Raw genomic sequence first — 22,024 nt, 5'->3', positions numbered from 1 at the left:
AACACGATTTTCGCCCGGACCCGAGCGGGCTGCTCATGAACAAGGGAGAGACTGACATGAAATCCATCGATCTCAACAGCGATCTCGGCGAAAGCTACGGCGCCTGGGGCATGGGCGACGATACGGCGATGCTCGCCATCGTCTCCAGCGCCAATGTCGCCTGCGGCTTTCATGCGGGCGACCCCTCGGGAATCCTGAGGACCGTTCGCGCCGCCGCCGAAAAAGGCGTCGCGATCGGCGCTCATGTCTCCTATCCCGACCGCGTCGGCTTCGGCCGGCGCGATATGGACGTGACCTCCGACGAGCTTATCGCCGATGTCATCTACCAGATCGGTGCACTGAAGGGCATTGCCGCTGCCGCAGGCACGACGGTGCGCTACGTCAAGCCGCATGGCGCCCTCTACAACCGGATCGCCAACGACGCGAAACAGGGCCAGGCGGTCATCGACGGCATCAAGGCGGTCGATGCCTCCCTCGTCCTGATGGGCCTTGCCGGCACCCCGATCCTCGATCTCGCGAAACGCGCCGGCCTCGCCGTCGTCGCGGAAGCCTTCGCCGATCGCGCCTACACGCCGGAGGGCCAGCTCGTTTCCCGCCGGGAAGCCGGGGCCGTGCTTCACGACCCTGAGACCATCGCGCAACGCATGGTTCAGCTCGCGCGCGACGGCACGCTCACCGCTATCGACGGCTCCACCATCCGCATCGAGGCCCAGTCGATCTGCGTCCATGGCGACAGCCCGGGCGCGGTCTCCATCGCCCGGGAAATCCGCAGCGCCTTCGAGGCGGACGGGCTTCGGGTCACGTCCTTCCTCGCGACCAACGAAGAGACGAGGGTATCGGCATGATCGCCATCGAACATCTCCGCCATGTCGACGCAGCCCCGGCGCGAAGCGCCCGCGCGCAATACCGCGCCGGCAGCGTCGCGCCGACATCGGGCGTGGCGCCCGGCTTTACCCAGGCCAACATGATCGTGCTGCCGCGCGACTGGGCGTTCGACTTTCTGCTCTACGCGCAACGCAACCCGAAAGCCTGCCCGGTTCTGGACGTGTCCGACCCGGGTTCGCACAGGACGCTGCTCGCACCGGACGCCGATCTGCGGACCGACCTGCCGCTTTATCGCATCTGGCGGGACGGGACGCTTGCGGAAGAAACCGCCGATGCCAGCGCCGCCTGGGCCGAACATCCCGATCTCGTCAGCTTCCTCATCGGCTGCAGCTTCACCTTCGAGACGCCGATGCTCGATGCCGGCATCGAGATCCGCCACATCACCGACGGCTCCAACGTGCCGATGTACCTGACCAACCGCCCCTGCCGTCCGGCAGGACGCCTGCACGGCAATCTCGTCGTCTCGATGCGGCCGATCCCGGCCGGTCGTGTCGCGGATGCGGCAACCATCTCCGGCCGCTTCCCGGCCGTCCACGGCGCACCCGTTCATATCGGCGCGCCGGACGAGATCGGCATCGCGGATCTTGCCAAACCGGAATTCGGCGATGCCGTGCGGATCGAACCGGGCGAAGTCCCCGTGTTCTGGGCCTGCGGCGTGACCCCGCAAGCCGCCGTCATGGCCTCCGGCGTGCCCTTTGCCATCACCCACGCGCCGGGGCACATGTTCATCACCGACATTCCGGATTCGGCCTACCACGCCTGAGGTTCACGATGCGCTTTCTTCCCGTCAGCCTGACCACTCTGCTCGTCGAACTTGCCGACCTCCAGGAAACGCTGGCGCTGTTCGCCTCGCTGGAGGCCGACCCGGTGCCCGGCATCGTGGATATGGTGCCGGCCGCACGCACGCTGATGATCCGGTTCCGTCCGGGCGCGACGACGCCCGAGGCGCTGGCGCGCGCGGTGGCGACGCGCGATCTCTCCGCCCGCATCGCGCCGTCCGACAGGCTCGTCGAAATCCCCGTGCGCTACGACGGCGAGGATCTGGCCGACGTCGCCGAACTCACCGGCCTGTCCGTCGCGGAGGTGATCCGCCGGCATGTGGAAAGCGAATTCACCGTCGCGTTCTGCGGCTTTGCGCCCGGCTTCGGCTATCTCGTCGGCGGAGATCCCGCTTTGCAGGTGCCGCGCCGCCAGAGCCCGCGCACGAAAATACCAGCCGGTGCCGTGGCACTCGCCGGAGCCTTCAGCGGCGTCTATCCGCAGGAAAGCCCCGGCGGCTGGCAGATCATCGGCGTGACGCCGGAAAAAATGTGGGACCTCTCGCGCGATCCGCCGGCCCTTTTCCAGCCGGGATACCGGGTGCGGTTCCATGATCTGGCAAAACGCGCCTATGCCGCCGCCTCACCGGCGCCATCGGACATCGCCGCCGCATCGACTGAGGAGACGAATGGCGTTTCCTTCACCGTGCTTGCCGCCCCCATGCCCGCCCTCTTCCAGGACGCGGGCCGCTTCGGCCAAACCGGACAGGGTGTCTCGTCCGCCGGCGCACTCGACCAGGGTGCCTTCAGCGCCGCCAACCGCGTCGTCGGCAATTCCCCCGGCGCGACCTGTCTCGAAATCACGCTCGGCGGCTTCTCGGTTGCGGTTTCCGGCCGCACGGTCATCGGTATCACCGGCGCCCCCTGCCCTATCGAAATCCGCGACGCGGAGGGTCGGGTTCAACAGGCCGAGACATACCGCCCGATTTCCCTCGAGCCCGGCGACACCGTCACGCTCGGCCAGGCGCCCAAGGGCATGCGCAGCTATCTCGCGGTGCGCGGCGGCTTCGATGTCGCGCCGGTTCTCGGCAGCACGTCCACCGATACGCTCGCCATCGTCGGGCCGGACCCGGTTTTAAGAGATGCTGTTCTGAGAGCCAGGGCCGACACGGTCGGTCTCACATCCGTGTCGCTCGAGGAGGCGCCGGCCTTCGCGCATCCCGCAGCCGACGAGGTCGTGACGCTGGACGTCGTCATGGGCCCGCGCAGCGACTGGTTCACGCAGGCGGGTATCGACACGCTCTCGTCCCAGCTCTTCCGCATGACGCCGCAATCCAACAGGGTCGGCATCCGTCTCTCCGCCGATATCCCGCTGGAGCGCAAGGACAAGGCGGAGCTGCCGAGCGAGGGCACGGCAACCGGCGCGATACAGGTGCCGCACAGTGGCCAGCCGGTGCTGTTCCTCGCCGACCATCCGCTGACCGGCGGTTACCCCGTCATCGCGACGGTGGCCGACTATCATCTCGATCTTGCCGGTCAGATCCCGGTCAATGCTCACATCCGGTTCCGGCCGATCGCGCCGTTCGCCGACATCGTGCCGGCCAAGGCCTGACGCGCAGGCTCGTGTCCGCATCGTCGGCCCATCCAAAGGGAGGATACTCATGAAGAAAGTTCTGATCGCCAATCGCGGCGAGATCGCCGTCCGGATCATCCGCGCCTGCCGCGACTATGGCGTCGGCTCCGTTGCGGTCTATGCCGATTGCGATATCGACGCGCTGCATGTGCGTCTCGCGGACGAGGCCCACGGCCTTGACGGAAACCGCCCCGCCGACAGCTATCTCGACATCGACAAACTGATCGCGGTTGCGAAACGGTCCGGTGCCGACGCCGTGCATCCCGGCTACGGCTTCCTCTCGGAGCGTGCCGAGTTCGCGCGCGCCGTGCAGCAGGCCGGCCTCATCTGGATCGGACCCGACCCCCACGTCATCGAGGCACTCGGCGACAAGGTCGAAGCGCGGCGGATTGCGACCAGCGTCGGGGCGCCGCTCGTGGCCGGCAGCGACGGCCCGGTGGAAACCGCGGCGGAGGTCATCGCCTTCGCCGACGCCCATGGCCTTCCCGTCGCCATCAAGGCGGCCCATGGCGGCGGCGGGCGTGGCCTGAAGGTCGCGTGGAAACGCGAGGAGATCGCCGATCTTTACGAGTCCGCCGTGCGCGAAGCCACCGCCGCCTTCGGACGCGGCGAATGTTTTCTCGAACGTTTCCTCGACCGGCCGCGTCATATCGAGGCGCAAGTGCTCGCTGACCGCCACGGCCATGTCGTCGTGCTGGGCACGCGCGACTGCTCGCTCCAGCGCCGCAACCAGAAACTGGTCGAGGAGGCCCCGGCCCCCTTCCTCAGCGACGCCCAGCGCACCGAGATCCATCAGTCCGCGGCAAAGATCTGTAAGGCGGCCGGCTATACGGGTGCCGGCACCGTCGAGTTTCTGCTCGGCGTCGATGGCACGATTTCCTTTCTGGAGGTCAATACGCGCCTGCAGGTCGAGCATCCGGTGACGGAAGAAACCACCGGCATCGACCTCGTGGTCGAGCAACTCCGCATCGCAGACGGGCTTCCGCTCGGCGTGACGGAGACACCCGAGCCGCGCGGCCATTCGATCGAGTTCCGCATCAATGCGGAAGATCCAGGTCGCGGCTTCCTGCCCACCCCCGGCACCATCACCGACTTCAGCCCACCCTCGGGCCCCGGCATTCGCCTCGACAGCGGCGTCGTCACCGGATCGACCGTGCCCGGCACGTTCGATTCCCTCACGTCGAAGCTGATCGTGACGGGTGCGAACCGCGAGCAGGCGCTGGCGCGCGCGCGGCGGGCACTGGCCGAGTTCCGCATCGAGGGCATCGCCACGGTGCTGCCTTTCCACCGCGCCGCCATCGACACCGCCGACTTCCGCGGCAATGACGGCTTCAAGGTGCATACGCGCTGGATCGAGACGGATTTCGCAGCCCTCCCCGACGCCGCCCCCCGCCCCCTGCAGCCGGCGCCTGCGGGCATCCTGCGCACGCATATCGAGATTGACGGCCGCCTCCACGCCGTGGGCCTGCCGATGGCACTGCTTGCGGGTCTGGGCGCGGGAAATGGCGCAGCCGGCGAAACGCCCGCAGCGGCACCGTCCGAGATCGACCCCGCAACCATCTCAGCCCCCATCTCGGGAACGCTGCAGGTTTGGAAAGCGGCGGACGGCGATGCGGTTCGGGAGGGCGATCTGATCGCCGTGCTCGAAGCCATGAAGATGGAGACGCAGGTGACCGCCCACCGCTCGGGCCGCCTGCGCATCACGGCCGAACAGGGTGCCTATCTCGCCTCGGGGACGGCGATCGGTTCGATCGCGTAACGGCCCGCTCGTCATTTTCCGGCACAAACGGCTTCCTCCCTTGCGGGGACGTTGCAGACGTTGCAGGGTCATGCCGGGATAAAGCGTCAGTTCCGGCGAACGCAAGCCTCTGGCGCGGGAACGGACATCGCACGGACGTGAAAGAGACATGGACCAGATGCCTGACGACGACGAGACCGGCAAAAGGCGATCGCATCGTCGTCCGCGACCGGCCTTGGCCGCTGAAGGACGGAAGACATGAGACCGGGGCAGCGGCTGACGCGGCCGAGGCCTCGAAGCTCGGCAACGGAGGAACTCGGGCCCGGTCCGGGCATGAGCCCGGGCGACATCGCCGACCATAATTCGCGTGTGGCGCTGAGCCTCATCAGAACCTTCGGGCCGCTGACCCGGCAGGAACTGGCAACCCGCCTCGGCCTGACCGAGCCGGCGGTAACCGGCATCATGAACCGCCTCGACGCCCAGGGGCTGGTTCTCAAACGCAAGCGCTCCGGCACCGGACGCTACCACGCCGCGGAATTCGCATTGCAGCGCGGCGGCGCCTACGGGCTGGGGATCAGCCTCGCGGGGGACAAGGCAGAGGTGGCGCTTGTCGATCTGCTGGGCACCGTTGCCGCTCGTTCAGACATCCACGGCCCTGACATTCAGGCGCAGCTCCCCGAAGCCGTGGCAGTGCTGCTCGCCGACACGGCTCAATGCATGCCAGTCGGCCTCGGCCTTGCCTTCGCGCCGGAATGCGCACCCGAAGCGGAGATGATCGAGAGGCTCCTGCCGGGGCGACCGATCTTCGTGATGCCGGACACCGAAGCCTGTCTGACCGGCGAGCGACTGCTCGGCCTTGGCGAGCCGGAAGGCGGGTTGGTCGTGGTGCTGATCGACGAGACGGTACGGGCGGGCCTGTTCATCGGCGGCAAAACCTTCCGAGGGATGAACGGGCGGGCGGGGAAGATCGGCGAGATGCGTCCCGGACGCCTGCACCCGAGCCTGACGGAGGTTGCCAATCGCCACGCCTATCGCCGCGCCCAGAAGGCCGGACCTTCCGCCCTTGCCGACTGGACCGAGACCGTGGCCGGCCGCCTGCTGGAGGCCGTCGTCGCCATTGCCGGCTTCGTTTCGCCCGGCGCGCTGCTGCTTGGCGGGGCGCTTCCGGATGCAGTGCTCGACGGTCTCATCGCGCAGATGCAGGTCCAGCGCAACGATCAGGCGCGCACCTTCGTGGCCGCGCCCTGGATTCCCCCCATCCGGCGGGTATCGCTGGACGGCGGCGGCATTGCGATCGGCGCGGCGATGACGCCTATGATGGAGCTTCTGCTGGCGCGATCGGCCTGACGCCGGTCTCGTGTGCCGTCAGCGGCACGCGCTCCCGCTGTGCGGCCTCTGCCGTCGGCAGGCAGAGCCTGTGGGCAAGCGGCATGGTCGCAGCGCCGAGTGCCGCGGCATCCTCCGAGCCTGCGGCCCGGTGCAGGGAGGGCGGCGTAACGCCGCGACGGGTGATTTCTTCGCGGGTATAGACCAGAAGCTCATCGATGATCCGCACCGGAAGACGCCCGCCGATCAGCACGGCATCGGGATCGACGATCATGCCGATATCGATGATGGCTTCCGCAAGCGTGATGCTGATCCTGCGCAGCCAGGCGCTTACAAGACCCCGCGCGGCACCCGTCAGAGCAGCCAGCTCGGCGGGTGTGGAGACGGCAACGCCGTGCTGCCGGAGATGGTCGTAGAGGATGAAGAGCGAAAACATCTCGCCGAGCGGCTGTGTCTTGCCGGCGGCCGGCCCCTCCTCGATCACGACGGGGAGCCAGCCGATTTCGCCCCCGAGACCGCTTGCGCCCTTGTGGCGCATGCCGTCGATGACGAGACTGCCCCCAAGGCACGCGTTGACGAAGATATAGAAGAAGCTGCCGATCTCCGTTCCGAAGCCATATTCGATCTCGCCGAGCGCCGCCGCATTGGCGTCGTTGTCGATGAAGACGGGATGACTGGTAATGCCCGACAATGCGCCGCGCACATCGAAGCCGCTCCAGCGGCCGTAGCTGGCCGGCCGGCCGATCACCGGCACCTCGCCCAGCCAGTCGGGAATGGCAAGACCGATCCCGGCAAGGCGCGGCTCCTGGATTACCTTGCGCCTCAGGAAGGACGACACCGCGTCTCCCATCAGCGCAACGAAGGTTTCCGGCATCAGGAAGCGCTCTTCATGATGGATGCGTCCGCGCACGGCCCCCGTCGCGTCCACGGCGACGACGGTGAGATGATCGCGATCGATGTTGGCGCCGATCGAAAAAACGCCCTCGGGATCGATCTCCAGCTCGATCGCCGGCTGCCCGCGAAGCCCCTGGCGCCGCCGCGCCTCCATCACCAATCCCTCGTCGAGCAGGCGATCGACAATGCGGGTCACGGTCTGCTTGGTCAAGCGGGCGCGCTGGGCCAGTTCCGTGCGCGAAATCGGCGCCTCGCGATAGATATCGCTGAGGATCGTGGCGCGGTTCTGCGCCGCCGCCTGTTCGCCGTTGGAGCCGGCAAAGGTCACGCGACGTCTCCTCTTCTGTTCGGGGGAACGCTTCCATCGTGCTGCATCGTGTTCGTCTCAAGTCGAATGAAAAAGGCCCGCACATCGTGCGATGTGCAGGCCAAGGTAGGCCAAAGAGGCCGGGGGAGAAAGGCTCGAAGGATCAGGTTCTTGTCAGACGCCAGCTTTTGACCTCGAAGGGCAGGAGCCCGGTGGCGGCGACGCCGTCCATCGGTTCCTCGAGGATGGTCACCGGTCCGCTCGTCGCCCAGCCATCAGGCAGGGAGACGGAGAAATCCCCCCGACGGCCGGTTGGCTCGAAAACGCGCAGGACAAGGTCGTCGCCCTCTTCGCTCGGCTTGAGACCGGAAAGGGCCGCTTCAATGCCCTTGGGCGCAAGCGGCTGCCACGCGCCGACCGCGCGATCCGTGACCGGCAGGGCGATCAGCGGCTGGTTCAGGTCCTCGGCTTCCTCGCGAACGCCGCCCTCGTACCAAGTGCCCGCATGGGGCATCAGCGCATAGGTGAAAGCCTGATGCCCTTCGTCCGCCAGGGGGTCGGGATAGATCGGCGAGCGCAGCAGCGACAGGCCGAGCACGCTGCCGCGCATGCTGTGCCCGTATTTCGCGTCGTTGAGCAGCGCCACGCCGAAATCGGGCTCGGACAGGTCGACAAAGCGGTGCGCCGGCGCCTCGAACATGGCTTCGTCCCAGGAGGTGTTGGAGCCCGTCGGCCGCTCAAGCACGCCATAGGCGCATTCGCAGGTCGCGGTCTTGCTCTTCACCGCAAGCTCGCTGAGGCTGCGCAGCATGACGCGGCGGTCGTGCCAGTCGATCTCCGTATGGATGTCGAGACGCCGTGCATTCGCTCCGAGGCTCAGCGTCTGTACGATGCTCGAATGGCGCCAAGTGCGCTTGATGCGGATCGCCACCCGGTGAGGACCCGTCTCGACGATCTCGATCGCGTCGAAACCGGTAATTTCCTCGGCCTTCTCGATATAGTCGTTCTCGACGTCCCAGGCGTCCCAGTTGCGCGGCTTGTCGGCCGTATAGGCGTAGAGCCGATTGCCGCGCCCGTCGATGGCCTCGCGGCCGGTCGGCTTGTGGAGGAGGCTGGCGATCGATCCGTCCTCGGCGAGCGTCACCTTGATGGTGGCATTCTCGAGCGTGTTCTTCGTGACCGTGAGGCCCGGTGCCGGCGCAAGCGCCGAGGCCGGAAGCACGGCAATGCCGAGCGGGGGCAAGGTGCCCTCTGCCGAAACAGAGCCATCGGGCAGATCGAGCCGGATCGCGCGCGGCGACAGCGACGGATTGACGACCAGGACCGCTCCGCTTTCGCCGCCGGTCGCTGCCGGCAGGCGGCCTGCAAGGGCGGTCATCGCCTGATCGAGCGCTGCCGTTCCCTCGGCAATCGCACCGTCGAGCTCGCGCACGGCATCGACATAAACCTCGGCGATGGAGGAGCCGGGGAGGATATCGTGGAACTCGTTCTTCAGCACGACACGCCATGTCGGCTCCAGGGAAGTGGGACGGCCCGCTCCCATCAGATGGGCAAGGCCTGCGACCGTTTCCGCTGTAATCAGCGTGCGCTCCGCCTTTCGGTGAAGGCGCTTGACCGCGCTCTGGCTCGTCAGGGTCGCACGGTGGAGTTCGAGATAGATCTCGCCCTGCCAGACATGCAGCGCTTTTTCGGCCGCCGTCTCGTGCGCGCCGTCGAAGAAGTCCTCGACGCGCGTCCACTCGGCTTGAGGGATGGCCGGGAAGACGCGAAGCTGCTCTTCGCGCATCACCATCTCCGGCGTTACGCCACCACCGCCGTCGCCATAGCCGACGCACAGCAGCGTCGTCTCGTGCTTGTCCTTCTGGCGGAAATTCTTCCAGGTCGGCACGAAGCAGTCGGGACGCACGAAGCCGTTATAGCCCTGCATCGGGTTGTCGAAGGTATGCGCCAGCACGCGGCTGCCGTCGATGCCTTCCCACCAGAAAAGATCGGCCGGAAAGCGGTTCGACTCCGACCAGTTGACCTTGATCGTGAAGAAGCTCGTCATACCGCCCTGGCGCAGGATCTGCGGCAGCGCGCCGGTAAAGCCGAAGCAATCCGGCAGCCAGCACACCGTGTGGCGCACGCCAAAGGTCTGCTCGAAGTAGCGCTGTCCGTAGAGCACCTGCCGCGACAGGCTCTCGCCGGTCGGCATGTTGGTATCGGGCTCGATCCAGAGGCCGCCGACGGTTTCCCACTTGCCGGCCTTCACCTGCTCCTTGACGCGCTCCAAGAGATCCGGATCGTCTTCCGCGATCTGCGCATAGTAATGCGCGGTCGACTGGTTGAAGCGAAAATCGGCGGATCCTTCCATCAGCGACAAGGCCGTGTGGAAGGTGCGACGGATCTTGCGGCGCGTTTCGTCATAGGGCCACAGCCAGGCGAGATCGATATGGGCATGGCCCGTCAGCGCGATCTTTCCCTGCGGCGGGAAACGCTCGCGAAGACCGGCAAGCCGCGCCATCAGCGCGTCATAGGCCTTGATGACGCTGGCGCGATGATGATCCTCGAGGCCCGCCGGCTCGGCTTTCAGGTCCGGCAGCTGCCAGATCTTCTGCTGCATCAGCGCCATCGACGTGCGCGAGACATAGTCGGCCGTTGCCGACGGCCAGTCGAGCGAGCGAAGCGCGTCTTCGCCGGCATCCAGCAGATGCGGCACGACATCATGGCCTTCCAGAACGGTGATGGCTTCCGCGATCTGGCGGACGAGCAGCCAGAGCTTGTCGACGGACGGTTCCAGCCAGAGCAGTTCGGCCCGCTCCAGATGCGGCTTGCGGACGGGTTCGCCGAAGGGCAGTCGGGCGACGGTCTCCGAGGTCACCGTGAAGCGTGCGGCAGGCACGCCGAATTCGCGGTGGTAGGGATCGAGACCGACGGTTTTGGAAACGCCGTCGTCCGAGGCGATGGTGATCAGGCTTTCGCCGCCGAGATCGACGTAGAGCCGCGTATCCTCCAGCGGCCAGCCGGCCGGCACCGCGGCGGAGCCTGCAAAGTGCTGCGTGCCATGGATCTGCGGCCACGCCTCGCCAAGCGCGATGGGCGTGTCGTTGAAACGCCAGCCGTCGATCTGCGCGGTCTTGTGGACGCGCCAGAATTCGAGTTCGGCCATGCGCACCTGGAAGCGCTCGAGACGTTGGGCAAGTGTGAGTGTCATGATCTTCAAGTCCTGGTCTGTGTCATGAAAGGATCAACCCTTGACCGCGCCGGCGGTCATGGCGCCGAGAATGAGGCGCTGCAGGGAGAGGAAGGCGATGATCGCCGGCACCACGGAAACGAGGCAGGCAGCGGCGAGCAACTGGATGGAGCTATCGTTCTGGGTGCCGGCATACTGGAAGATGCCGACCCCGATCGGCGTCAGGGCTTCGCGGGTGATGAGCAGGAAGGGCACGAGGAACTGCGACCAGCCGGCGATGACCGAGATGATGAAGGCGGACGCGATGCCCGGCGTCGAGAGCGGCAGGATGACCCGCACGAAGACGCCCCACCGAGTGCATCCATCGATCAGTGCGGCCTCGTCGAGGCTTCGCGGGATGCCGTCGATCGAGCCCTTGAGAATCCATGTCACCGTGGGGACGGCGAGCGCGATATAGACCATGACGACCCCGAAATGGCTGTCGGTCAGGCCGATCGCGGCCATGTAGCGATAGAGCGGCACCAGGATGACGAGCGGCGAGATCATCTGCACCGACAGGATGGCCATCATCCAGCCGCCCTTGCCGCGAAACTTGAAGCGCGAGAAGGCATAGGCCGCCGGCAGTGCCACGACGAGGCAGCCGATGGCGCTGAGCGAGGACAGTTTCAGGGCATTCCAGAGGTAGCCGAGGAACTTGTCGGAGGAGAGGATCATGGCGAAGTTGTCGAGCGTCGGCGCCTTCGGGATGAAGCGGCTGACGCCGAGAAAGACTTCCTTGCGGGTGCGCAGCGCCAGCGACAGGAGCCAGAGCAGCGGCCAGGCGAAGAAGACGAAGATCACCAGCATGAACAGGTAGCTGAACGCGTCGCCCAGTCTCTCGCGGGAGGAAGCCGACATCATTCGTCTCCCTTCGGCAGGAACACGGCATAGATGAGCGCAAGCCCCAGGCTGATCGCGAGCATCAGGATCGACAGCACGGCACCGACCGAAAGATCATAGTTCCGGAAGACGATGTTGAACGTGTAGAGCGAGAGCACTTCGGTTGCCCGTCCGGGACCGCCGCCGGTGAGCGAAATGATCGCGTCGAAGGTGTTGAGCGTCTGGATGGTGATCAGGATCATGTTGACGAGGATGGCGGCGCGCAACTGCGGCAGGGTCACGTAGAACAGCTTCTGGCGGGCATTGGCGCCATCGACGGAGGCCGCCTCGTAGAGCACGGGATCGATCGCCTTCAGCGCCGCATACATGACGACCATGGAAAAGGCGGTGCCGCGCCAGACGTTCGACAGCACGACCGACCACATGACGAGGTCCGGATCGGACAACCATTGCACGGGTGCAGCACCCATGAGACGCAGGATACTGTTGAGCCCGCCGAAGGGCGCTTCGTTGAACAGCATCTTCCAGATGATGCCGCCGGCAATGCCGGGCACCACCCAGGCGATCAAGGCCGTCGTGCGGACGATGGTCGTTCCGAACAGCCCGCGCCCCTCCCCGCGCACCACCACGAGGGCGATGACGAGACCGAGCAGCTGCTGGGCGACGACGCTCGAGCCGGTAAAGACGAAGGTGACCCAGAGGATCTGGCCGAGCTCCGGTCGCGACAGCGTTTCGATGAGCGTGGACAGCGTGTAGGTGCCGTCGTTCGCCAGAAGCGTCGCCCGCATGAAGGCCAGTCGCATGACGTCGAAGACGGGATAGAGGTAGAACAACCCGAGCACGAGGATCAGCGGCAGCACCCAAGGAACCACGCGCGGCGCATCGTGCCGTCTGCCGCGGGCGAGCCCGGCGACCATATGGTGTTCAAAGGTTGCGTTCTGCAAGGTCATGATGATGACGGCCTTCTGCGAGACATGTGCGGCGCGGGGACCGACCCCGCGCCGAACCTTGATGCTAGAGGCGGCTGAAGGCTGCGGTCGAGGCCTTGAAGGCTTCGTCCACCGCTGCATCCGTGGTCTCGGCGCCGGTCAGCACCTTGCCCATCATGATCTGGATCTGGTTGGAGATCTCCGGATAGACGGGCGCGCCCGGACGGGCCTGCCCGACCTTCAGGGCTTCGCCGAACGCCTTGTTGGTGTCGCTCGAGAAGATCTTATAGGTCGAGTAGAAGTCGGCGCGGGTTGGCAGCTGTTCCTGCAGCTCGTTGGCCGGGCCCATGTAGATCTCACGGGCGAGATTGGCGCACATCTCGACCTTGGCCGGGTCCTTGGAGAAGGCCGCGACCGTCCAGCCGCCGGTGCCGGTGGAGCGCTCGTCCTTCGTCGGGCCGGGAAGCCGCGAGAAGCTCCATTTCGCAAGCTCTTCCGGCTCGAGGACCGACTTCAGCTGGCTGTACTGCCAGTTGCCGCCGACGAACAAAGCCGAGGTACCGGCGGCGGCGGCCGCGTTGAAGTCGTCGTAATTGCCGATCGTCGCCACCCGCTTCGGTGCCGCGCCGGATTCCACGAGGTCGCGATAGTAGTTGACGGCCTTGACGAATTTCTCCCGGTTCTCACCCTCGCCGAAGATCGGCTTGCCGGCGTCGTCCACGAGCTTTCCGCCCTGGCCCCAGAAGTTGGAGAGCCAATCGAAGGTCGTGCCTTCATAGCGGCCGCCGTTGAAGAGGATGCCCTCCATGCCCTTTTCGACGGAGGCGAGCGCCGCCTTCTTCGTATCGTCCCATGTCTCGGGCGCATCCGGAATGATTTCGGTGTTGCGGTAGAGCACGCGCAGGTCGGTCGACCACCACCAGGCATAGATCTGCCCATCGGCACCGGTCACGCCCTCCCGAATGAACGGGAACAGCTGGTCGATCTCTTCCTTCTTGAAATAGGGCGAGAACGACTGCAGGACGCCGGACTTCTTGAAGAGCGGCAGCACGAAGCTGTCGACCGCGGCGCAATCCGGTGCATTGCCGGACTTGGCCTGTTCGAGCATGCGGGCCTGTTCCTGGCTGATGTCGCCGGACATCATCTGCAACTCGACCTGCCATCCTGCGTGATTGGCGACGAACGCATTGAACAGCTTGCTGTAGCCTTCGGCGAGAACCGGGTCGTTGTTGCGCGGACCATCCGAGGTCATGCGGAAGACGAGCTTGTTCGGCGCATCGGCCGGGCCGACGGTGTCGCCGGTGATGGTATCCTGTGCGAAAGCTGAAACCGGCAGCGTCATGGCGACGGCCGACAGGAGCGTGAGAATTCTGGTGTTCATTTCAAATGTCCTCCCCAAACGTTTTCAGGCGGCCGACCTCGTCTCGCCCAAAGCGATGCCCGAAGCGGCGGTGCGCGTTTACATCCTCGTCTCGCGGATTGCGAATGCCACAAGCCTATTGCCTGCCGCCTCTGCTCCCCTTCCGGCCCTGTCGCCTCCAACAACGATCTTCCCAGGCCGTGGAAATTAGATTAAATCACTTTTGTTTTGTGTCAAGCACTGTGTCGGGCACCGTGTCGGGAGGGATGATGATGGCGCGTTTGGAACTTGAGGAAATCCGAAAGTCCTATGGGGTCTTGGAAGTGCTGTACGGAATTTCCGTGACGGCAGAGGACGGCGAATTCCTCGCGCTGGTCGGTCCGTCCGGCTGTGGCAAATCCACGCTGCTGCGTGCAATCGCCGGGCTGGAGGCGATCACGTCGGGTGACATCCGGATCGAGGGGACACGCGTCAACGACCTTGCACCGCGCGACCGCGACATCGCCATGGTCTTCCAGAACTACGCGCTCTATCCGCACATGACGGTCGAATCCAACATGGGCTTCGCTCTGCGGCTCGCGGGCCTTGCCAAGGACGAGATTGGCAAGCGCGTGGCGTCGGCGGCCGAAATCCTCGATCTTACCCGCTATCTCGACAGAAAGCCGGTGGCGCTTTCCGGCGGCCAGCGCCAGCGTGTCGCCATGGGCCGCGCGATCGTTCGCGCACCCAAAGTCTTCCTGTTCGACGAGCCGCTGTCCAATCTCGACGCGAAGTTGCGGGTGCAGATGCGGGGAGAAATTCGCGAGCTTCAACAGAGACTTGCGACGACGACGGTCTATGTCACGCATGATCAGGTCGAAGCCATGACCATGGCCGACAAGATCGTGGTGATGAACGGCGGCAAGGTCGAGCAGATCGGCCACCCGCTCGATCTCTATCGCAAGCCCGCCAATATTTTCGTGGCAACCTTCATCGGGTCACCGCAGATGAACCTGATGACGGGTCCGTTGGCCGACCGATACCGCGCCGCGACCATCGGCGTGCGCCCGGAACACTTCGACGTGCAGGCCTCGACCGGTACCGCAAACGACGGTGGAGGATGGCAAGGCCGTGTCGTTTCGGCGGAGTATCTCGGCAGCGACACCTATCTGGTCGTGGATGTCGATGGCGCTCCGCGCCTGCAAATTCGCACCCATGGCGGCCTGGTCCTGCCTGTCGGGCAGAGCGTCACCGTGAAACCCAACGAAGAATTCCTGTATCGCTTCGACGACCAGGGCATCGCACTTTAGCCGAACCTCAGGTCGTAGCTCTGCAGCAAACGCCCATCGTCAATCCGCAGACGGATTGACGATGGGCGAATTTTGTCTTACGACTGACGAAATACAGAATTCGTCAGTCGCAAGGTAGTGGTTACATGAACACGGAAACGATGGAGGCAGCGCGGCAGGACACTGTCATGCGCATTCTCGATACCGCGGAGAAGCTCTTCCGACATTACGGCTATGGCAAGACGAATGTTGCCGACATCGCCCGCGAGCTCGGCATGTCCACAGCCAATATCTACCGCTTCTTCGCATCGAAGGTGGAAATCCATCAGGCGCTCTGCAGCCGCATGCTGGGCGCGAGCTATGATCTGGCGCAGAGGATCGCAGCCTTGCCGCTGAGTGCCAGCGAGCGCCTGCGCCGCTACACGCTGGAACAACACAATCTGACGATGGAAACGATGATGGACGAGGAGAAAGTCCATGAGATGGTCGTCGTCGCCATCGAGCGGGAGTGGCATGTCATCGAACGCCACATCGATCGCGTCAACGACCTGACGGCGCGGATCATCGCCGAGGGGATCGCCTCCGGCGAATTCCGCAAGCAGGATCCGCATGTCGCGGCGAAGTGTTTCAGCGCCGCAACCGTCATGCTCTGTCATCCGCAGATGGCCGCTCAATCCGCCGCCAAGGAAAATCGCGCTCAGCCGCACGATCTGGTCGATTTCGCGATCCAGGCGCTGAAGGCATGACCCGCTTTCAAGACCACGCTCACGATCAGGCTGGCGCGGGGCTCCCAACCGCTCGGCCCACACGCACAAGGATTATGGCCATGTCGAAACCATTCGCCGCAGCATTCCGCCATGCAACCGCTTTCGCTCTTGTGGTCGCATCGGGATTGGCCCTTGCAGGATGCTCCGAAGAAAAGGCGGAGGTCAAACCGGACGTCATCCGGCCGGTTCGCGTCATCACGGTGGCGCAGGACCAGACGGTCCGCACGCTGGATTATTCGGGCTCGGTCCGGGCGCGCACGGAGACGGCCCTCGGCTTCCGGGTTGCCGGCAAGGTGACGGAGCGCCTCGTCGATGTCGGCGACCCCGTGAAGAAGGGCGAGATCCTCGCCCGGCTCGACACCACGGACACCGCCCTGTCGGTTCGCGCGGCCGAGGCCAATCTGTCTGCCGCCGAACGGCAGGTCGAGACGGCAGAGCTCTCCCGCAAGCGGGCGGAAGAATTGTTTGCGTCCCAGGTCTCCTCGAAATCACAGCTCGAACAGGCGCAACTGGCCTATAATCAGGCTGTTTCCACACGCGACTCCGCCCACTCGTCGCTCGATCAGGCCCGAAACCAGGTCGCCTACGGTTCCCTGCCCGCCGATCGGGATGGCATCGTCACCGCCGTCAGTGCCGAGGTCGGACAGGTGGTCGCGGCGGGGACGCCGGTTCTTACCGTTGCGGCCGATGGCCAGAAGGAGGTGCTGATCGCGGTGCCGGAAACGGATATCTTTGCCTTTACGCCGGGCAAGGCCGTCGATGTCACGCTCTGGTCGAGCGTCGGCCTGACCCTGCCGGGCAAGGTCCGCGAGATCGCCGGCAGCGCCGATGCGCAATCCCGCACCTTTGCCGTCCGCGTCAGCCTGCCGGAAAACGAGCGTGTTCGCCTGGGCATGACCGCATCCGTCTCTGCTCGACAGGAGAACGGCCCTGCCCTCGCCTCCATCCCCTTGAGCGCACTTGCCAAGGACGGCGACACGACGCTCGTCTGGCTGGTCGATGCGGCAAAGGAAACGGTGCATGCGCGCCCGGTGACCGTTGCCGATTTCAGCGGCGTGGCGGTCACCATCGCCGATGGCCTGAAGCCCGGGGATATCGTGGTGACGGCCGGCACACAGTTCATGCGCGAAGACCTCAAGGTCAAACTGCCGAACGACGCCCTGCCGCATCAGGCAAGCGTTGCGGGACCGGCCCCAGCCGCCCGCTGATCGCTTCCCGGACACCGAACCGACCCCATTGAACCCTTGCCGCAGCGCCCGGCCACGCCGCCTCCTACGCGCCGGCAAACGAAACGGAACGACGCCATGAAACCTCAAGGTCCCCTTTCCGGTCCGAAGAATGCCTTGCCAAGGGAAGCCGGCCTTGGGAATGACGGCGCGCAGCCGTCGTCCAGCACCGACGCACGTCACCGTTTCAATCTCTCGCGCTGGGCGATCGGCCATCCGAGCATCGCGCGGTTTCTGTTCGGCCTGATCATCCTGTCCGGCGTGTTCGGACTGATGAACATGGGCCAGAAGGAAGACCCGGATTTCACCTTCCGCGTCATGGTCATCCAGGCGCTCTGGCCCGGCGCCTCCATCGAGGACATGCAGGATCAGGTGGTCAACAAGATCGAGCGCAAGCTCCAGGAGACCCCGCATCTCGACTTCGTCCGCTCTTACAGCCGCGCCGGAAGCACGATCATCACGCTGCAGGTGAAGGGCGACACGGACGCCCAACAGGTCGCCGATGCCTTCTATCAGGTTCGCAAGAAGGTCGGCGACATCCGCTCCGAGCTTCCCTCGGGCATCATCGGCCCCTTCTTCAACGACGAATTCGGCGATACTTTCGTGACGCTTCATGCCCTGACGGGCAACGGCTACAGCTATCCCGAACTGAAGACCTACGCGATCAGGGCGCGCGACATGCTTCTCGCCACGCCCGGCGTCGAGAAAGCCGTGATCATCGGCGACCAGCCGGAGAAGATCTTCATCGACGTCTCGTCGAAGGCGCTTGCCGAGCGCGGGCTGACGCTGAACGACCTCAGAGATACGCTCGCCGGGCAGAACGCGATCGACCCTGCCGGCAATGTGGATACCGGCGACCGCTCCGTGCGCATCTCCGTCGAAGGCGACGTTCGAAAGGTCGAGGATATCAAGAACCTGCGTCTGCGCTCCGGTAACCAGATCACGCGACTGGGCGATATCGCCGCGGTGTCATCCGGGCTCGAAGATCCCTTTTCCAGAAAATACCGGGTCAACGGGCAGGACAGCGTCCAGATCGGCGTGGTCATGGCCAAGGGTTTCAACGTCATCGATGTCGGCAAGGCGATTGAAGCGACCTATGCACGTTTCGAAGACGCGCTGCCCTATGGCGTGGACATCGAGCAGATCTCCAACCAGCCGGAGGTGGTGACCGAAGCCGTCGGCGAGTTCATGAAGGCGCTCGCAGAAGCGCTCATCATCGTGCTTGTCGTGTCGTTCCTGTCGATCGGCTGGCGCTCGGGACTGGTGATCGCGATCGCGATCCCGCTCGTGCTCGCCGCCACTTTCGCCATCATGTATGAAATCGGCATCGACCTGCAGCGCATTTCGCTGGGCGCCCTCATCATTGCACTCGGCCTCCTGGTCGATGACGCCATGATCGTCGTCGAGTTGATGGAGCGCAAGCTGGACGAAGGGCTCGTCAAGATCGAAGCGGCGAGCTTTGCCTATTCCTCGACGGCCTTCCCCATGCTGACCGGCACGCTGATCACGATCGCGGGTTTCATTCCGGTCGGTTTTGCCGCCTCGACGGCCGGCGAGTACGTCCGCTCCCTGTTCTACGTCGTCGGCATCGCACTTGTGGTCTCCTGGTTCGTGGCGGTCTATTTCACCCCATGGCTCGGCCATATGATCCTGAAGCAACGCAAGCATGCCGGCGGGCATCATGATGTCTTCGACACGCGCTTCTACCGCCGTCTGCGCGCTACCGTCGCCTGGAGCGTGCGCCACCGCCTGATCGTCATTGCTCTGACGCTCGGCACCTTCGTGACCAGCCTTTGGGCGTTTCAGTTCATCCCGCAGAACTTCTTCCCGCAATCGTCGCGTCCCGAGATCATGGTCGATCTCTGGCTTCCCGAGGGCACGAGCATCAAGGAGGTCGAGGCCCAGACCAAGGCGCTTGAAGCCCGCATCATGGATGATCCGGACAAGCGTTTCGTGGCAAGCTATATCGGCGAAGGCGCGCCACGCTTCTTCCTTCCGCTCGACCAGCAGCTGCGCAACCCGAACTTCGCCCAGCTTCTCGTCATGGCAAACGACGAGCCGGCCCGCGAAAGACTGATCCTGAAGCTGCGCGACATGCTTGCGAAGGACTTCCCGTCGATCCGTTCCAAGGTGGACCGCCTCTTCCTCGGTCCGCCGACCGGATGGCCCGTGCAGATGCGCGTCAGCGGCACCGATCGCGCCGAGGTCCGCCGCATTGCGGACGAGGTGAAGAAGCGCTTCCAGGGCAATCCGATGCTGGGCGCCGTCCATGACGACTGGCTGGAGCCCGTGCCGGCCATGCGTCTGATCGTCGATCAGGATCGCGCCCGCGCGCTCGGCGTCACCTCGCAGCGCATTCGCCAGATGCTTCAGACCACGACCAACGGAGCACCCCTTGGGGATTTCCGAGACGGCGAGGAGACGGTGTCGATCGTCGCGCGCGAGCCGGACGAGAACCGCAAGCTGCTGTCGGCGGTGAACTCCGTCTATATCCCGACCGATTTCGGCGGCTTCATCCCCCTCTCCCAGATCGCCAAGGTGGTGCCGGTTCTGGAGCAGGGCGTCGTCTGGCGGCGCGACCGGCTGCCCACGATCTCCGTTCGCGCCACCCTGCCCGACGGCGTGCAGCCGAACGATGTGGTCACCCAGATGTATGCCGGCATGCAGGATCTGCGCGACGGTCTTGCACCCGGCTACAAGGTGGAAATCCAGGGCGGTGCCGAGGATGCCGCGACAAGCCAGGCCTCGATCGCGGCGAAAGCGCCGATCATGCTCATGATCATCGTCATCCTGCTGATGATCCAGCTGCAGCACTTCGGAAAGGCGATGCTGGTGCTCGCCACCGGTCCGCTCGGCATCATCGGAGCGAGCGCGGCCCTGCTGATCAGCGGCGCCCCCTTCGGCTTCGTCGCCATTCTCGGCGTCATCGCCCTGCTGGGGATCATCATCCGCAACTCGATCATCCTCATCGACCAGATCGATCAGGATATTGCGGCGGGCATGAACCGCATGGACGCGATCATCGGCGGCGCCGTGCTGCGGTTCCGCCCGATCATGCTGACCGCACTGACCGCCGTTCTCGCACTGATACCGATCTCGCGCGGCGTCTTCTGGGGGCCCCTCGCCTACGCCATGATGGGCGGTATCCTGGTCGCGACCGTCCTCACCATCTTCGTGCTGCCGGCGGCCTATGCCCTGTTCTTTGGCCGCGAGCCGAAACAGGCCAGGCAGGAACGGGAGCCCGAAAACCAGACGGACGACAACAGGGAGGTGCCCGCGCTTGCGGCGGAGTGAGGCTGCGAGCGCTCGTGCTCGCCGCTGTCTTCAGGGAAACGTCTTCAGATAGGCGATGACATCCCGGATCTCGGCCTCGCTCCACAGGCCCCAAAAACGCATGCTCGTGCCCGGAACCTTCTTTTTCGGGCTGTAGAGAAAAGCTGCAAGCGCCTCGTCATCCCAGACAAGGCCGGCATTGCCCGCGTCCGTCATTGCCTGCGAATAGCGGAAGTCCGGCACCATACCGGCTTTCCGGCCCAAGACGCCCTTGAGATAGGGACCGTATTTGTTGGTCTCCGCATCCGGTACATGACAGGACGCGCATGTCTGGAAAACCCGCCGGCCGTGCTCGATGTCTTCGGCGGAGGCGAAGGGAACCGGGAGAAGAGCCGCGAGCATGATGGAGATCCGGACGGCACGCATGCGTTCACTCCTCAAGCTTCGGTTTCGGTCTGATCGAAATATAGACGGTTGCGCGATGCCATCAAGACGGCCGAGCCAGAGGGTTTGAAGGCAAATCCGCAGTGTCACAAGCGCTCGACGGTGCCGGTTTTGTCAAAAGTGCACAATCTCTTTATGTTTTTCTAATGTCTGGAACTTCTTACCAAATCTCGCGTTCTCTGACCGCTCGCACGTTTGCGATACGCTCTAAAGGACCCGAACAACATGACAATCCCAGCCTCTTCCTATCGTCCGACCGAAACCGTCTACGGTAGCGTGCCTTCAGTAACTGCGTCCTTGCACAAAGTGTCCTGGGGTTCCATTTTCGCCGGCGTCGCGCTGGCGCTCGCCGTGCAGTTTCTTCTCAATCTCCTCGGGGTCGGCATCGGCGCTGCGGTCATCGATCCCGCACAATACGACAATCCTCAGGCCAGCACGTTTTCCATGGCTGGTGGTGCTTGGTTCGTCGTCTCCGGCATCATTGCATCGTTCATCGGCGGTTACGTTGCAAGCCGCCTTTCGGGCCGCCCCAGCAAGTCGACCGGCGGCTATCATGGCGTCACCGCCTGGGCCGTCACAGCTCTCGTCGTCCTCTATCTGCTGACGACCTCCGTCGGCGCAATCGTCGGCGGCGCGTTTAACGGCCTGTCGAGCGTCGTCGGTGGTGTCGGTCGCACGGCCGCCACCGCTGCAACGACAGCAGCGCCGGCACTGTCCGATGTTACCAACCCGATGGCCGGCATCGAGCAGCAGATCCGCAACACCACGGGCAATGATCCGCAGGCCCTCCAGAACGCCGCCGTGTCTGCGATCCAGGCTGTCGTCACCGGTGACGAAGCAAGCGCCGAAGAAGCCCGTACGCGTGCTGCCGAAGCTCTTGCCCGCGCCCAGAATATCCCGGTCGATCAGGCCCGCACCCAGGTTCAGCAGTACGAGCAGACCTATCGCCAGAATATGGAAGCTGCCAAGCAGAAGGCCATCGAAGCTGCACAGACAGCAACCGCTGCCGTCTCGACCGGCGCCATCCTCGGCTTCGTCGCTCTGGTTCTCGGCGCCATCGCCGCCTGGTTCGGCGGCGTTGCCGGCACCAAGCGAGATCTGGACGACGTCCGCGCCTAAAGCCGGCTAAAGAAAGCCACCTGTGCGGCCGCCCGTCGAAAGACGG

The 22,024-nt window shown here is 64.8% G+C and carries 16 protein-coding genes; 10 read left to right on the top strand and 6 right to left on the bottom strand.

All coding sequences use genetic code 11. The annotated features are described in order from the left end of the window. The first annotated feature begins 56 nt into the window (after positions 1-56). The 5 genes from ASG39_RS20330 (at position 57) to ASG39_RS20310 (ending at position 6,361) form a co-directional block, all read left to right on the top strand. The gene (locus ASG39_RS20330; RefSeq protein WP_062596786.1) at positions 57-845 is read left to right on the top strand and encodes a 5-oxoprolinase subunit PxpA; all 789 of its coding nucleotides are present in this window, start codon (positions 57-59) and stop codon (positions 843-845) included. Beyond that, positions 842-1,648 (top strand): putative hydro-lyase, encoded by an 807-nt coding sequence (locus ASG39_RS20325; RefSeq protein ID WP_062596785.1) that lies wholly within the window; start codon positions 842-844, stop codon positions 1,646-1,648. Before ASG39_RS20330 ends, ASG39_RS20325 begins: the two co-directional genes overlap by 4 nt. Before the next feature lie 8 nt (positions 1,649-1,656). Continuing rightward, entirely contained in the window at positions 1,657-3,255 is a 1,599-nt protein-coding gene (locus tag ASG39_RS20320; RefSeq protein ID WP_062596784.1) for a 5-oxoprolinase/urea amidolyase family protein, read from the top strand. Positions 3,256-3,304: 49 nt separating this feature from the next. After that, the gene (locus ASG39_RS20315) at positions 3,305-5,035 is read left to right on the top strand and encodes a biotin carboxylase N-terminal domain-containing protein (protein ID WP_062596783.1); all 1,731 of its coding nucleotides are present in this window, start codon (positions 3,305-3,307) and stop codon (positions 5,033-5,035) included. 237 nt (positions 5,036-5,272) lie between these two features. Beyond that, entirely contained in the window at positions 5,273-6,361 is a 1,089-nt protein-coding gene (locus ASG39_RS20310; RefSeq protein WP_156468219.1) for an ROK family transcriptional regulator, read from the top strand. Here ASG39_RS20310 and ASG39_RS20305 read toward each other — a convergent pair. From ASG39_RS20305 to ASG39_RS20285, 5 genes are all read right to left on the bottom strand, one after another. Further along, positions 6,327-7,562 carry an ROK family transcriptional regulator gene (locus ASG39_RS20305; RefSeq protein ID WP_062596781.1) on the bottom strand — a complete coding sequence of 412 codons (1,236 nt, stop codon included), beginning with the start codon at positions 7,560-7,562 and terminating at the stop codon, positions 6,327-6,329. The genes ASG39_RS20310 and ASG39_RS20305 overlap by 35 nt on opposite strands. A 142-nt stretch (positions 7,563-7,704) precedes the next feature. Continuing rightward, entirely contained in the window at positions 7,705-10,734 is a 3,030-nt protein-coding gene (locus ASG39_RS20300; protein ID WP_062597041.1) for a glycoside hydrolase family 38 C-terminal domain-containing protein, read from the bottom strand. Positions 10,735-10,767: 33 nt separating this feature from the next. Beyond that, positions 10,768-11,610 carry a carbohydrate ABC transporter permease gene (locus tag ASG39_RS20295; protein WP_062596780.1) on the bottom strand — a complete coding sequence of 281 codons (843 nt, stop codon included), beginning with the start codon at positions 11,608-11,610 and terminating at the stop codon, positions 10,768-10,770. Then, positions 11,610-12,509 (bottom strand): sugar ABC transporter permease, encoded by a 900-nt coding sequence (locus ASG39_RS20290; protein ID WP_062596779.1) that lies wholly within the window; start codon positions 12,507-12,509, stop codon positions 11,610-11,612. Before ASG39_RS20290 ends, ASG39_RS20295 begins: the two co-directional genes overlap by 1 nt. 97 nt (positions 12,510-12,606) lie before the next feature. Further along, positions 12,607-13,902 carry an extracellular solute-binding protein gene (locus tag ASG39_RS20285; RefSeq protein WP_062596778.1) on the bottom strand — a complete coding sequence of 432 codons (1,296 nt, stop codon included), beginning with the start codon at positions 13,900-13,902 and terminating at the stop codon, positions 12,607-12,609. A gap of 251 nt (positions 13,903-14,153) precedes the next feature. Here ASG39_RS20285 and ugpC point away from each other — a divergent pair, with 251 nt between their 5' ends. From ugpC to ASG39_RS20265, 4 genes are all read left to right on the top strand, one after another. Next, positions 14,154-15,170: a sn-glycerol-3-phosphate ABC transporter ATP-binding protein UgpC gene (gene ugpC, locus ASG39_RS20280; RefSeq protein ID WP_062597040.1), complete on the top strand. Its 1,017-nt coding sequence runs from the start codon at positions 14,154-14,156 to the stop codon at positions 15,168-15,170. A gap of 125 nt (positions 15,171-15,295) precedes the next feature. Then, positions 15,296-15,895: a TetR family transcriptional regulator gene (locus ASG39_RS20275; RefSeq protein ID WP_062596777.1), complete on the top strand. Its 600-nt coding sequence runs from the start codon at positions 15,296-15,298 to the stop codon at positions 15,893-15,895. Between the two features lie 80 nt (positions 15,896-15,975). Further along, the gene (locus ASG39_RS20270; RefSeq protein WP_062596776.1) at positions 15,976-17,124 is read left to right on the top strand and encodes an efflux RND transporter periplasmic adaptor subunit; all 1,149 of its coding nucleotides are present in this window, start codon (positions 15,976-15,978) and stop codon (positions 17,122-17,124) included. A 96-nt stretch (positions 17,125-17,220) separates the two neighbouring features. Then, positions 17,221-20,436: an efflux RND transporter permease subunit gene (locus ASG39_RS20265; RefSeq protein ID WP_082477393.1), complete on the top strand. Its 3,216-nt coding sequence runs from the start codon at positions 17,221-17,223 to the stop codon at positions 20,434-20,436. A 30-nt stretch (positions 20,437-20,466) separates the two neighbouring features. On the opposite strand, the gene ASG39_RS20260 is transcribed toward ASG39_RS20265, so the two are convergent. Next, positions 20,467-20,841, bottom strand: coding sequence for a cytochrome c family protein (locus ASG39_RS20260; RefSeq protein ID WP_062596775.1), 375 nt, complete (start codon positions 20,839-20,841; stop codon positions 20,467-20,469). A 243-nt stretch (positions 20,842-21,084) separates the two neighbouring features. Here ASG39_RS20260 and ASG39_RS20255 point away from each other — a divergent pair, with 243 nt between their 5' ends. Next, positions 21,085-21,978 carry a hypothetical protein gene (locus ASG39_RS20255; protein WP_062596774.1) on the top strand — a complete coding sequence of 298 codons (894 nt, stop codon included), beginning with the start codon at positions 21,085-21,087 and terminating at the stop codon, positions 21,976-21,978. Positions 21,979-22,024: the final 46 nt, after the last annotated feature.

Source organism: Rhizobium sp. Leaf371 (genome assembly GCF_001424045.1).
Lineage (GTDB): Bacteria > Pseudomonadota > Alphaproteobacteria > Rhizobiales > Rhizobiaceae > Ferranicluibacter.
Note: the sequence above shows the minus strand (reverse complement) of the source record. Positions and strands in the feature narration are given on the sequence as shown.